The 12,320-nt window shown below is 56.4% G+C and carries 12 protein-coding genes and 1 pseudogene; 12 read left to right on the top strand and 1 reads right to left on the bottom strand.

Annotated features, from left to right (window positions below; genetic code table 11):
* Positions 1–53: 53 nt before the first annotated feature.
* Complete coding sequence (locus RAL88_RS05710; RefSeq protein ID WP_306267896.1) at positions 54–1,058, top strand: NAD-dependent epimerase/dehydratase family protein; 1,005 nt, start codon at positions 54–56, stop codon at positions 1,056–1,058.
* Positions 1,055–1,540: pseudogene (locus RAL88_RS05705) on the top strand (nucleotide sugar dehydrogenase); the annotation flags it as partial. The gene RAL88_RS05710 and the pseudogene RAL88_RS05705, both read left to right, overlap by 4 nt.
* Positions 1,541–1,916: 376 nt before the next feature.
* Here the strand turns inward: RAL88_RS05705 and RAL88_RS05700 are convergent.
* Positions 1,917–2,120 carry a hypothetical protein gene (locus tag RAL88_RS05700; RefSeq protein ID WP_306267894.1) on the bottom strand — a complete coding sequence of 68 codons (204 nt, stop codon included), beginning with the start codon at positions 2,118–2,120 and terminating at the stop codon, positions 1,917–1,919.
* A 106-nt stretch (positions 2,121–2,226) separates the two neighbouring features.
* Between RAL88_RS05700 and RAL88_RS05695 the strand changes: the two genes are divergently transcribed.
* From RAL88_RS05695 to RAL88_RS05650, 10 genes are all read left to right on the top strand, one after another.
* A complete protein-coding gene (locus tag RAL88_RS05695; RefSeq protein ID WP_306267893.1) occupies positions 2,227–3,549 on the top strand; it encodes a nucleotide sugar dehydrogenase in 1,323 nt (440 codons plus the stop codon).
* Between the two features lie 14 nt (positions 3,550–3,563).
* On the top strand, positions 3,564–4,502 hold the full coding sequence (locus RAL88_RS05690) for a Gfo/Idh/MocA family protein (RefSeq protein ID WP_306267891.1): 939 nt from the start codon (positions 3,564–3,566) through the stop codon (positions 4,500–4,502).
* Complete coding sequence (locus RAL88_RS05685; RefSeq protein WP_306267889.1) at positions 4,499–5,086, top strand: acyltransferase; 588 nt, start codon at positions 4,499–4,501, stop codon at positions 5,084–5,086. Before RAL88_RS05690 ends, RAL88_RS05685 begins: the two co-directional genes overlap by 4 nt.
* Positions 5,083–6,192 (top strand): DegT/DnrJ/EryC1/StrS aminotransferase family protein, encoded by a 1,110-nt coding sequence (locus tag RAL88_RS05680; RefSeq protein WP_306267887.1) that lies wholly within the window; start codon positions 5,083–5,085, stop codon positions 6,190–6,192. Before RAL88_RS05685 ends, RAL88_RS05680 begins: the two co-directional genes overlap by 4 nt.
* A gap of 12 nt (positions 6,193–6,204) precedes the next feature.
* The gene (locus RAL88_RS05675) at positions 6,205–7,293 is read left to right on the top strand and encodes a glycosyltransferase family 4 protein (protein WP_306267885.1); all 1,089 of its coding nucleotides are present in this window, start codon (positions 6,205–6,207) and stop codon (positions 7,291–7,293) included.
* The gene (locus RAL88_RS05670) at positions 7,290–8,258 is read left to right on the top strand and encodes a GDP-mannose 4,6-dehydratase (protein WP_306267883.1); all 969 of its coding nucleotides are present in this window, start codon (positions 7,290–7,292) and stop codon (positions 8,256–8,258) included. The genes RAL88_RS05675 and RAL88_RS05670 overlap by 4 nt, the downstream gene beginning before the upstream one ends.
* A 114-nt stretch (positions 8,259–8,372) precedes the next feature.
* The gene (locus RAL88_RS05665) at positions 8,373–9,377 is read left to right on the top strand and encodes a glycosyltransferase (protein WP_306267882.1); all 1,005 of its coding nucleotides are present in this window, start codon (positions 8,373–8,375) and stop codon (positions 9,375–9,377) included.
* A complete protein-coding gene (locus RAL88_RS05660; RefSeq protein WP_306267880.1) occupies positions 9,374–9,592 on the top strand; it encodes a hypothetical protein in 219 nt (72 codons plus the stop codon). Before RAL88_RS05665 ends, RAL88_RS05660 begins: the two co-directional genes overlap by 4 nt.
* Complete coding sequence (locus tag RAL88_RS05655; RefSeq protein ID WP_306267879.1) at positions 9,589–11,019, top strand: hypothetical protein; 1,431 nt, start codon at positions 9,589–9,591, stop codon at positions 11,017–11,019. Before RAL88_RS05660 ends, RAL88_RS05655 begins: the two co-directional genes overlap by 4 nt.
* Positions 11,016–12,131: a glycosyltransferase gene (locus RAL88_RS05650; RefSeq protein ID WP_306267878.1), complete on the top strand. Its 1,116-nt coding sequence runs from the start codon at positions 11,016–11,018 to the stop codon at positions 12,129–12,131. The genes RAL88_RS05655 and RAL88_RS05650 overlap by 4 nt, the downstream gene beginning before the upstream one ends.
* Positions 12,132–12,320 lie beyond the last annotated feature (189 nt).

The raw sequence follows: 12,320 nt of genomic DNA, 5'->3' as shown, positions 1-12,320 counted from the left end.
GCGCTTGGAGGACTGCCATCGCGCAACAAAACTCAAATGAGAAACTTATTCCCATGAAGCGTGCCTTCATTACCGGCACTGCCGGATTTATCGGCTTTCATCTGGCTGAGATGCTGCTGCAGGCGGGCTGGCAGGTCGCTGGATTTGACGGGATGACTGATTACTACGATGTCAGCCTGAAGCAACGCCGTCACCAGATGTTGCGCCAGCATTCTGATTTTTCAGCTACCGAGGCGATGCTTGAAGACACAGAGGCACTGGACCGGGCAGTGGCGAATTTTGCCCCCGACGTGATCATTCATCTCGCCGCTCAGGCCGGTGTGCGCTACAGCCTTGAAAACCCCCGTGCCTATGTCGAGGCCAATATCGTCGGCACGTTCAATGTCATGGAATGCGCGCGCATCGCACAGGTTAAACACCTGCTGATGGCCTCGACCAGTTCCGTCTACGGCGCCAACACCCGGATGCCCTTTGACGAGCGGCAAAAGGCCGACACGCCTCTGACGATCTATGCCGCAACCAAGAAAGCAGGCGAATCGATGGGCCATTCCTATGCCCATATCTACGGCCTGCCGACCACAATGTTCCGTTTCTTCACCGTCTACGGACCCTGGGGCCGCCCCGACATGGCGCTTTTCAAATTCACCAAGGGGATTTTGGAGGGCACGCCGATCGACATCTACAATCATGGCGATATGTGGCGTGACTTCACCTATGTCACGGATCTGGTGCGCGGCATTTGCGGCCTGATCGATGCCGTTCCCGGCGCGCCTGGCACAGCTGTCGACGGCGATAATCTGTCGCTGGCGGCACCCTTCCGGGTGGTCAATATAGGCAATTCCGAAAAGGTGCGGCTGATGGATTTCATCGAGGCTATTGAGGACGAGCTGGGCAAAAAAGCTGTGCGCAACTATATGCCGATGCAGACCGGCGACGTACCCGCCACCTGGGCCAATGCGGACCTGTTGCAGCGCCTGACCGGCTACAAACCGCAGACCGGCTTTCGCGACGGCATCGCGCAGTTTGTCGGATGGTATAGAGACTATTACCAGAAATGACCGCTCAGCGCACAACGCTTCACGATGAAGGCGGCACCATTGCGGTGATCGGCCTTGGCTATGTCGGGCTTCCGCTGGCCGTGGAGTTTGGCAAGCACCGCCCGGTGATCGGCTTTGATATCAAGCCGGAGCGGATTGCCGACCTGCGGCAAGGGCTGGACCACACGGGCGAGGTTGAACCGGCTGAACTGAAGCTTGCTCAACACCTGAGCTTCACCGCTGATCCTGCCGATCTGGCTGCAGCTTCGATCTATATCGTGACGGTGCCAACCCCGATTGACGGGCACAAGCGACCGGATTTGACGCCATTGCTGAAGGCCTCGGAAACCGTAGGGCGGGTATTGCAGCGCGGCAATTTGGTGATCTACGAATCCACCGTTTATCACGGCGCGACCGAGGAAGATTGCGTTCCGGTGCTGGAACGGGTTTCGGGCCTTCGCTTCAATGAGGATTTCTTCTGCGGTTACAGCCCGGAACGCATTCGGGATCAGCGGCGGTGGGGCGCACTACGTGTTGAACGCATTGATTGAGAAAGGTTTCGTCAAGCTCGGCAACTTCACCGCCGCCGAAGACAAGCGGCGGTATGCCTTCGTCCTGACGCCAAAGGGTATTTAGGAAAAGGTGGCTATCACTCAGCGGTTTCTAGTGCGGAAAATGGAAAAGTACGAGGCTTTGACAGCCGAAATCGATGAACGCCAACACGAAGTGGAGCTTGAGAAGGGCCTGTCGCCCTCGCCAGTGCTCAGTCGATAGCTTGTCTTATTGGACCTCTGCGTCGCCAGGGCGCGATTATGCAACTCGGCGCAAGTCAACCTTTTACGTTATCGGGCGTTTGGCAACTGTGGTTTGCTAAATCGGTCAATCGCTGCGCGCGCTGGTCTGCGAACCTTCACCAACTGCAAGTTGGTGTTGAGCAGTCCGTTCCAAAGAGGCACTTGTACTCAATCTTGGAAAACCTGCAGTATCCGCGGGAAGTCGCGCAGAGGGCATGAAACGCGCCTTGGTTGCGAGCACGGCGGTCTTGTTGCCAAGTCCCTTCTCGGCGACGGTTTCTCCGAGCATGACTGAACTCCTCTGCGCAGAGTACCGCGCAGTTGAAACAGGCGGACAACAATCAAATTGTGAATTCCGTTTTTGAGCAATAACGCTATCTGGAAAGAAAGATAAAATGTCCGGCAATAATTCTGTCCTTGATAATTTGTTGAAAAAATTCTCAGACAAATCGGCGGCGATAGGCATTGTCGGAATGGGGTATGTGGGACAGCCTTTAACCCTGCGGTATAATGAAGCAGGCTTTAGAGTGGTAGGCTTCGACATCGACCACACCAAAGTGGTGGAGCTCAATGATGGTCATAGCAAAATCGAACACATCGATGATGCCAGGATTGCAGCGGCAAGGAACACTGGGTTCGAAGCCACGTCTGATTTTTCGCGTATCGCCGAGGTGGACGCAGTGCTGATTTGCGTGCCGACGCCTCTTAACCGTCACCGCGAACCCGATCTTAGTTTTGTTAAGATTACCTGTGACCAGATTGCGCCGCATTTACGGGCAGGCCAAGTTGTCGTGCTGGAAAGCACAACTTATCCAGGAACTACACGGGAAGTGGTTATCCCGCGGCTCGAAACTGGCGGGTTGAAGGTGGGCGAAACAATCTTTGCAGTATATTCGCCCGAACGCGAAGATCCCGCGAACCCGGATTTCAGCACCCAGACCATTCCCAAAGTTGTCGGTGGCCACACTGAAGCTTGCCTAAAGGCGGGTTTAGCCCTCTATGAAGGTGTAATAGACCAGCTGGTGCCGGTTAGCTCAACTGATACAGCAGAAATGACAAAGCTGCTAGAGAATATCCACCGTGCCGTGAATATTGGCTTGGTAAACGAAATGAAAATCGTGGCAGATCGGATGGGGATCGATATTTTTGAGGTCATCGACGCGGCCGCGACCAAGCCCTTTGGTTTTACCGCATACTACCCGGGGCCAGGCCTAGGCGGTCACTGCATTCCGATCGACCCTTTCTATCTCACCTGGAAGGCGCGGGAATATGGCCTTCACACCCGTTTAATCGAACTTGCTGGAGAGGTTAACCGGGCGATGCCCGACTACGTTTTTGGCAAGCTCGTAAACGCGCTGAATGCTGCAGGTAAGCCTGTGCAGGGCAGCAAGATTATGGTTTTGGGCATTGCCTACAAGAAGAATGTAGACGACATGCGGGAATCTCCTGCTGTGGAAATAATGGAAATGATCCGAGCTCATGGTGGGGTTCTATCCTACGCCGATCCACACGTTCCGGTCTTCCCCAAGATGCGCGAGCACAGTTTTGATCTAGCCGCGACTGAACTCACAACCGAGACGCTGACCTCGCAGGATGCGGTCGTCCTCGTAACGGACCACACCGCTTTTAACTACGAATTTATCAGAGAACATTCCCAGCTTATCGTGGATACTCGAGGGGTCTATCGCGACCCGGCGGAGAATATTGTTCGAGCCTAAGGAGATACTCCAAAATGAAACGTTTCGCGTTGATTGGTGCAGCTGGTTACATCGCACCGCGCCATATGAAAGCCATCAAGGAGACCGGCAACGATCTTGTCGCCGCATTGGACCCAAACGATTCCGTCGGGATAATCGATAGTCACTTCCCTGAAGCGAATTTTTTCACTGAATTTGAGCGCTTCGATCGACATCTCGACAAGTTGCATCGGAAAGCGGCCGGCAAGGTAGACTTCGTTTCCATCTGTTCTCCTAATTATCTGCATGACAGCCACATGCGGTTTGCTTTGCGCTCGGATGCAGATGCAATTTGCGAGAAACCGCTGGTTCTGAACCCATGGAACATCGACGGTCTTGCCGAGATGGAACAGTCGACAGGCCGCAAAATTAACACGGTTCTCCAGCTTCGAGTGCATCCTTCAATCATAGCCCTGCGCGAGAAGGTGCAGGCAGGACTGAAAGATCGCAAATACGAGGTCGACCTGTCCTATATCACATCGCGCGGGCGCTGGTACCTGCAAAGCTGGAAGGGCAACGAGAAAAAATCTGGCGGGATCGCCACAAATATCGGTGTTCATTTTTTTGATATGCTGCACTTCCTGTTCGGTCGCTTGCAAGACAATGTTGTGCATCTGCGCGAGGATACCAAAGCTGCCGGCTATCTGGAATACGAACATGCCCGCTGTCGCTGGTTCATGTCCCTGGATGTCAACGACGTACCAGAAAATGCACGCGCACAGGGTCAGCGAACGCACCGTTCAATAACTGTGGACGGCACAGAGATAGAGTTTTCTGGGGGGTTCTTTGACCTGCACACGCGCAGCTACGAGGAAATCCTAGCTGGGCGAGGGTTTGGTGTTGAGGAAAACCGTATGGCCATCGAGACAGTTGCAGCAATCCGCGAAGCTGGGCTTTCTACGTTAGGACAAGACGTCCATCCTTTTGCCTCATGAGCGGCTTCACTGTTCATCCTAGCGCAATTGTCGATGATGGCGCTGAAATTGGCGAAGGTTCACGTGTCTGGCATTTCGTTCATGTATGTAGCGGGGCCCGGATTGGTCGGAACGTTTCGCTTGGACAGGGTGTGTTTGTCGGCAACCGCGTGACTATCGGAGATAACTGCAAAATCCAGAACAATGTTTCCGTGTACGATAACGTTGCGTTGGAAGAGGGCGTATTTTGCGGGCCGAGCATGGTATTCACAAATGTTATCAATCCTCGCGCTCTGGTGGAGCGAAAAAGTGAATACCGCCATACTGTGGTGCGCAGGGGGGCGACTCTGGGTGCAAACTGCACGATTGTTTGCGGCGTAGAAATTGGAGAGTTTGCCTTTGTCGCAGCGGGTGCCGTTATCACGAAAGCCGTGCCAGACTTTGCTTTGATGGCAGGCGTTCCGGCGCAGCAGATAGGTTGGATGAGCGCCCATGGCGACCGATTAGACCTGCCGCTGTCTGGGAACGGCGAGATCGTTTGTGCGGCTACTGGCGACAATTACGTGCTTAATGGTTCGAGTATCACAAGGGAGACAGCACCTTGATTCCTTTCGTCGACCTTGCGGCCCAGCAGGCCCGAATCCGCGACCGTATTGATGTCGGGATAGCCCGTGTGCTGGCCCATGGTTCGTACGTCCTCGGCCCTGAAGTCTCCGAGCTCGAAGAGCGATTGGTCATCTATACAGAGGCTGCACACTGCATCACCTGCGCCAACGGCACTGACGCCCTTCAGATCGCACTGATGGGGCTCAACATCGGCCCAGGCGACGAGGTGATTATGCCGGGCTTTTCTTACATCGCAACGGCAGAGGCAGTGGCGGTGCTCGGCGCGCGGCCCGTATATGTAGATATCGATCCAATTACCTACAATGTGGCACCAGCTCTAATCGAGGCTGCGATCGGACCCGCGACCCGCGCTATCATCCCCGTCTCGCTCTACGGCCAGCCGGCGGATATTGCTGCTATCAATACCATCGCCGCCGGACACGGCCTGCCGGTAATCGAGGACGGCGCGCAGAGCTTTGGCGCTACGCTGGGAGGTAATCGCTCGGGCAACCTGTCGACAGTAGGGTGCACCAGTTTCTTTCCATCCAAGCCACTGGGCTGCTACGGTGACGGAGGCGCGATCTTCACCTCTGACGACGATCTGGCATTGCGCATGCGCCAAATCGCGCGGCATGGACAGGACCGGCGCTACCATCATGTCCGCTTAGGTGTGAATAGCCGTTTGGATACGCTGCAGGCGGCGGTTCTATTGGCCAAACTCGACGTTTTTGACGACGAGATCGCTGCACGTGATGCCGCCGCTGCGCGTTACGCCGATTTGCTTGCGCCGGCCGGCATCGCCGCTCCGGTTGTGGCCGCAGGTGCAACCAGCGTCTGGGCGCAATATACCGTGCGGGTACGCGACCGCGACGCGGTGCAGGCCCGCATGAAGGAGGCCGGTGTGCCCACCGCAGTGCATTATCCCGTAACGCTCAACCGCCAGCCGGCGGTGGCTGATCCGGCGGCCGATCTACCAGTCGGCGAGGCGGCAGCGGCCGAGGTTTTAAGCTTGCCGATGCATCCCTATTTGGACGCAGCCACACAGGAGAGAGTCGTGACTTCTCTGGCCAAAGCAGTAGCGCCGCAACACCTCTTCGAAACCTGAGGATACCGCAACATGCAGATCTATGCGTTTGTCTCCGACGCCTTCGGCGGTCACGGCGGGATCGCGGTCTTCAGCCGGGATATCCTTACGGCTTTCACGCTACATCCGAAGGTAGATCGGGTCATCGCGCTGCCCCGCGTCGTTAGCCGGGAACTGGGACCGCTGCCGGATAAGCTGGTCTATCGCGCCCAGGCTGCAAACAGTGCATTCGCCTATGGGGCAGCCCTCTTGAAAGACCTGCCTGGGATCGCCCGTAGCGATCTACTGTATTGCGGTCATCTGAATTTAGCACCCCTCGTCAAGGCGTTTGGCAGGGTCTTCAACATTCCCGTCCTAGGAGCGCTTTACGGGATCGAGGCATGGACCCCCAGCACCAATTCGCGGCGCAGCAGTGCTGCTGCGACGCTTGATCACTACTATTCGATCAGCGCCTACACGCGGGATCGGTTCTTGGACTGGTCCGGGGTGACCAAGGACCGGATTTCGATGTTGCCAAATGCGATCCATCTGGACCAGTACGCACCAGCTGAAGGATCTGCCGAGCTGGCCGCGCGCTACAGCGTCACGAATTGCAGGGTGCTGTTGACCTTCGGTCGACTGGTCTCGCGCGAACGTGCCAAGGGCTTCGACGAGGTGCTAGACGTCTTGCCTGCGCTGCTGCTGATACATCCCGATATCAAATACATCATCGCTGGCGACGGCCCCGACCGTCACCGGCTGGAAGAGCGGGTCGCGGTTGCCGGCTTGCAGGACCATGTGGTGTTCACCGGCTTCGTGGATGAGGCGGAAAAGTCCGCGCTTTATGGTCTGGCCGACCTCTACGTCATGCCCAGCCGTGGCGAGGGCTTCGGCTTCGTTTTTCTCGAGGCGATGGCTTGCGGTGTGCCGGTGGTCGCCAGTACGGTGGACGGCAGCCGGGATGCGGTGCGCGATGGTCTACTGGGTGCAATGGTTGATCCCGATGATCCTGGGGCCCTAGAATCTGCGATTATCGCGGGTCTCGACGCGCCAAAGACCGTACCGGAGGGACTTGCCTACTTCAGCTTTCCGAAGTTCGTGCAGCGCGTTCATGATATCGTAGATAGAGTGGTGAAACAGTGACCAATACCGCGCTCATTTGTGGTGTTTCTGGGCAGGACGGGGCTTACCTGGCTAAGCTATTGCTATCGAAAGGCTATTCGGTTGTAGGCACCTCACGGGACGCTACTACCCAACGCTTCGACAATCTTGTCCGGCTGGGAATTGCGGGCCAGTTCGAAACGCTGTCGATGGTGCAAACCGATTTCCGCAGCGTGGTACAAACGCTCAGCAGCGTGAAACCTGACGAGATTTACAACTTGTCCGGTCAGAGTTCGGTCGGCCTGTCCTTTCAGCAACCGCTCGAAACGATGGAAAGCATCGCGATCGGAGTCATCAATATGCTCGAGGCAATGCGGTTTCTCGAATTGCCAGCCCGGTTCTACAACGCAGGCTCGAGCGAGTGTTTCGGTGACACAAATGGGCAGGGGGCCGATGAAAAGACGCCGATCCACTCCAAAAGCCCCTATGCGACGGCCAAGGCGGCGGCGTTTTGGAGCGTGTCGAACTATCGTGAAGCCTATGGCCTGAAAGCCTGTACCGGGATCCTGTTCAATCATGAGTCACCGCTACGCCCGCGCCGGTTCGTGACGCAGAAGATTATTTCAAGCGCCGTCGCAATAGCGCGCGCGAAGAGTGGCGAACTGGAGCTCGGCAATCGAGACATCAGCCGCGACTGGGGCTGGGCACCGGAATATGTCGATGCCATGTGGCGCATGCTACAGCAGGAGACCGTTGACGATTTTGTCATCGCCACGGGAGAGAGCCACACGCTACGCGAGTTCTGCGATTTGGCCTTCGCAGCGGTGAACCTGAAGGCCCAGGACCACGTCCACTCCTCGAAAGCCTTTGAGCGCCCTTCGGACATTTCCTTTAGCCTCGGCAATCCATCTAAAGCTGCACGCTATCTGGGGTGGACGCCCAGCTACCGTTTGGCACAGGTGGTCGAGGCGATGATTAAAGCGGAATGGGATTTGAGTATTGCCTAGCTCTCTAGCACACCTAACGAACCATTTCGCCGCGTTGTCCAGCCTTGTGTTTCCTGCAGGTCTCAAAGCTGGGGATCCGTCGCACCCTCCGGGCGCCTTGACGGAGGTTGTTGAATGAAGGCCCCAGGTCGATCGCTGCGCGTGCTGATCCCGTATTTTGCGGGGGAGGACACTTTTCAGGATAATGTCGCCTACACTCTGCGGAAGATGGGGCACAACGTTATGACGGCGCCCCACCGCTTCAGGCGCAACAGGGGAAAGGTGCAGCGAATCGTGTCCGACTTGGCCGCATCGATCTATCCCCAACGCTGGGAAGAGTACGAAACATACACGGTGGCCACAGCCCGCAGCTTTAACCCTGACATGGTGTTGTGCCTGACGCAGGCGTTGCGCAGCGAGGTCCTTGACGAATTGCACCGTCTGGGCGTGGCGCGCTGCGTGGCCTGGTGGGGGGACTCCCCGGCCAACATGCGCGGCATGGGGCTGTTGGCCGATGGCTGGGACGCCATATTCATCAAAGATGCGGCGGCGGTCCATAAGATGCAGGCGGTGGGACTGAACGCCGCGCTTCTGCACGAGGCCATGAATCCAGATTGGCACGCCCCGCAAGGCGTCGCGCGTGACGGCACGCTCGCGGTTATTGGCAACTATTACGGTTATCGGCAGTTCCTGATCAAACGCCTGCTGGATGCGGGGGTCGAGCTTGGCCTTTACGGATATTCCCCGCCGCGATGGGGCGATCCGCGCATCAAGGCAATTCATAACGGCCGATATGTGACCCGTGCAGAGAAGAGCGCCGCGTTCGAAGGCGCTCTGGCTAGCCTCAACTGTACGGCCATGTCGGAAAATGATTCCCTAAACTGCCGCGCCTTCGAGATCTGCGGAGCCGGCGGGCTGCAATTGATTGAGGACAAGCCATCAATCGCGCAGTGCTTCGAGCCCGGTTCGGAGGTGCTGACTTACAGTTCGGTTGAAGATATTCTTGGCTATCTGGATAAGGCGAGCAACAATCCCGACTGGGCCAATGGCATCCGTGACGCAGGGCGACGTCGCGCTCATGCCGAGCATACCTATGCGCATCGTCTGACGCATATCCTGAAGGAGGTCGAGATCGAATGACGCAGAACGCACCTTTGCCTGTCCGATCGCAATGCGACGCGCTGGTCCGGGCGATTGTGAAGCGCGACGCCGCAGCAGTCCGCGCGGAGCTACAGCGGTTTATGGAGGACGTGTTGGTTGGCGGTCGACTGTTCGCGGCCGGGCTGCGTTACGTCCACCGATTTTTCTCGGCTAATGACAAAGGTACGGCAATTCTAGCAGAAGCGCGCTCATGAGCACTGACCTTTCCTTCTATTTCCTGCTACTCGGCATCGCTTGGGTTTTGCTCGTAGTGCGAACCATCCGCCATGTTCACGCTGTCGGCGGAGGGAGTGTCGGGTTGCCAGCGGCGATGCTGATGGCCATGAGTTTTCTCTACGGCGGCAGCTTCGTCTACGCAGTCCCAGGATACACCCATTTACGTGCCGGTGGTTCCTCCTACTTGCAAGGGTACAATTTTAGTGAATGGCTTGTGATGCAAGGGACATTTGCGTCACTGCTGGCCATTCTGGGTTTCGCCATCGGTTGTGGTGTCCTTATGCCGCGAAAACGTCGTGCAGCCATGGTGACAGGGCAACACCAGGTGCCACCTCGGGCCTATGAGCAGAAAATGGTGATCCTTCTGGGCAGCATTGGCTTGGTGAGTTTTGGTCTGCACTTTTTTCAGGTCAGCTTCCCAATGTCAGACTCACTAATCGAGGCCGGCCGCAACGTGGCGGTGGTAGCGTTGTGCCTTGGCGCTTACCTGGCAAAGCGCGACGGCAGGTCGATCATAATATGGGTCTCGCTTGCAGTGCTCGTACCGCTTTACTACCTACTTATTTTCGGATTCGTTTCTTATGGGTTCATATTTAGTACAATATTAGCCGCCTTTTGGATGGCTCAAATACGGCAAAAGAGAGTGGGGTTGGGCCGTTTTCGCATGGCGCTGCTGAGCGTTGGGGTGGTCTACCTTCTTTTGACGATGTTCGTCGGCTGGATGTCTTTCCGCGACGAGATCAGACTGTCCGCATGGGAGAATGTCGGCGGATCGGTGCTTTCAATTGTGCAGGACGCCATTTTGAATACCGAGCTGTTCTCACCTTGGAATTTTCAGGCTCTCGATCAGGTAAACACGCGTCTTAATCTTCCTATTTTCATAGGAAAGATGATCGAGCGCCACACACTTCATCCCGAACTCCAACAGTATGGGGCAACATTAATTATACTGCCGTTGGTTCTGTTGCCACGCTTTATCTGGTCTGGAAAGCCCGTTCGTGGCGGCAGTGATTTCATGGAAGAGCAAACCGGAATGATGCTTTCCGACTCCACTACATTCGGTACCGGCAGCGTTATGGAATTCTATTTAAATTTTGGCTATATCGGGGTTTTCTTGGGCTTCGTGGTGTTGGGCTGGATCATCCGGCGGATCGACCGGATGGCTGCCCGCTATTTGGTACAAGGAGATTATTTCAAATTCGCTCGGTTGTTCCTCGTTGGAATTGTCGCAATTGATCCTCTGTTGCGGCCTTTTTTCATTGTAAATGGGGCCGTCTTTGCCTGGATTTTCATGACCATTGTGGGACTTGCGATGAGCGGAAGGTTCAGGCGCGTAAAATACAAAAGCCGAAACGAGATAAGCGATTCCGTTCCTCGGCAGCGCTCACCTGGTAAGTCGCGATGAATCCTTCAACATTTATCCTTGTGTCGCCGGGTGCAGTTGATGGTTATCCCCCGGTGCAGTACCAGGCCCGCCTCCTAGCTGAGGCAGGCCATTCGGTCACGCTGGTCACCACTCCACGGCGGCAGGAACAGACAAGGCCAGCCTTTTGCCATCCCGGCGTCGCGATTCGCTGCATCTCCGGCCGCGCTGCCTTTGGCGGGCGCCTTTCGCGGATGTGGCAATTCGGCTGGGCTCTTCTGGCAGCCCGCCGCGCGGCGCCCCAAAACGTAATCGAGATCGCCTACGACCCGATTGGCCTATTCTACAGTGACCGCATTCCGCTGCGGCCGCGTCGGCGCATGGCGCATCTGCACGAGTTACTGCAATATCCTGAAAGTTTCCTGGAAAAGCGGCTACAGAACGCCATCCATTCCTATGATGCTGTGATCGTCCCAGATACCGATCGTGCGGCGCATACCCAAAGAATGCTGCGGCTGGCACAGTCGCCGCTGGTGATTGAAAATTACCCGCTGCGCGCACCTAAACCCCTGGTGGCATCGAAAGAGCCGGGCTCCCGGTTCGAGGTTATTTATTGCGGCTCTCTGGGGTTGCAACAGAAACTCGACACAGTGATCCGGAGCATCCCTGACTGGCCTGGCCATGCCAATCTGGTCCTGATTGGCAACGATGAGACCCGCACTGCGATTTTTCTGCGCAACTTGGTCGTCGACCTGGGGCTGCAGGATCGAGTGCAATTTTTGGGCTGGATGGAGACGCCCGAGGCTGAGCGCCGACTGGCGCAAGCAGATATCGGAATCGCGATTTTTGAGACGGATATCGAACAGTTGAGCACGGCACTTGGTGCCAGCAACAAGCGTTTTCAGTACATGAAGGCAGGCTTGCCGCAGATCGGCGACGGCAATCCCGGTATTGTGGCACTGATCGAGGGCAACAAGATCGGGAGTTGCGTCGCTATGGACGAACCCACCGAAATCGCGGCGTTGGTGTGCGCATATTCCGGCGATCATCAACGGTGTTGTGAAGAGGGTAAGCGCGCCTTTGCTCTGCACCAATCTCAGTTCAACTATGAGCGCGTATTTGCGCGCCTTCTCAAACAAATAGAGTGTTGGTGATGGAACCAATATTCGCGAAACAGACTCTGATGATCGTCGACCCAGGGCTCAGGCTCTGGGGCTCCGAACGGGCGCTGGCGGCAACATTGAAAGCGCTGACTGTGTCATGGGCGAGGGTAGTGCTGGTGGTGCCACGGGGGGCGGAACTGGCCGGGGAGATACGGGGTGACCCCGACACCTACGGCCCGG

This window comes from Pararhizobium sp. IMCC3301 (assembly GCF_030758315.1).
Taxonomy (GTDB): domain Bacteria; phylum Pseudomonadota; class Alphaproteobacteria; order Rhizobiales.
The sequence above is the reverse complement of the archived record's forward strand: the minus strand, read 5'-3'. Positions and strand labels throughout refer to the sequence as shown.

Excerpts from the sequence above, each read along its gene's own strand:
- RAL88_RS05700 (WP_306267894.1), bottom strand. The coding sequence starts at position 2,120 with ATGCTCGGAGAAACCGTCGCCGAGAAGGGACTTGGCAACAAGACCGCC.
- RAL88_RS05695 (WP_306267893.1), top strand. The coding sequence starts at position 2,227 with ATGTCCGGCAATAATTCTGTCCTTGATAATTTGTTGAAAAAATTCTCA.
- RAL88_RS05660 (WP_306267880.1), top strand. The coding sequence starts at position 9,374 with ATGACGCAGAACGCACCTTTGCCTGTCCGATCGCAATGCGACGCGCTG.
- RAL88_RS05685 (WP_306267889.1), top strand. The coding sequence starts at position 4,499 with ATGAGCGGCTTCACTGTTCATCCTAGCGCAATTGTCGATGATGGCGCT.
- RAL88_RS05675 (WP_306267885.1), top strand. The coding sequence starts at position 6,205 with ATGCAGATCTATGCGTTTGTCTCCGACGCCTTCGGCGGTCACGGCGGG.
- RAL88_RS05650 (WP_306267878.1), top strand. The coding sequence starts at position 11,016 with ATGAATCCTTCAACATTTATCCTTGTGTCGCCGGGTGCAGTTGATGGT.
- RAL88_RS05665 (WP_306267882.1), top strand. The coding sequence starts at position 8,373 with ATGAAGGCCCCAGGTCGATCGCTGCGCGTGCTGATCCCGTATTTTGCG.
- RAL88_RS05710 (WP_306267896.1), top strand. The coding sequence starts at position 54 with ATGAAGCGTGCCTTCATTACCGGCACTGCCGGATTTATCGGCTTTCAT.
- RAL88_RS05690 (WP_306267891.1), top strand. The coding sequence starts at position 3,564 with ATGAAACGTTTCGCGTTGATTGGTGCAGCTGGTTACATCGCACCGCGC.
- RAL88_RS05655 (WP_306267879.1), top strand. The coding sequence starts at position 9,589 with ATGAGCACTGACCTTTCCTTCTATTTCCTGCTACTCGGCATCGCTTGG.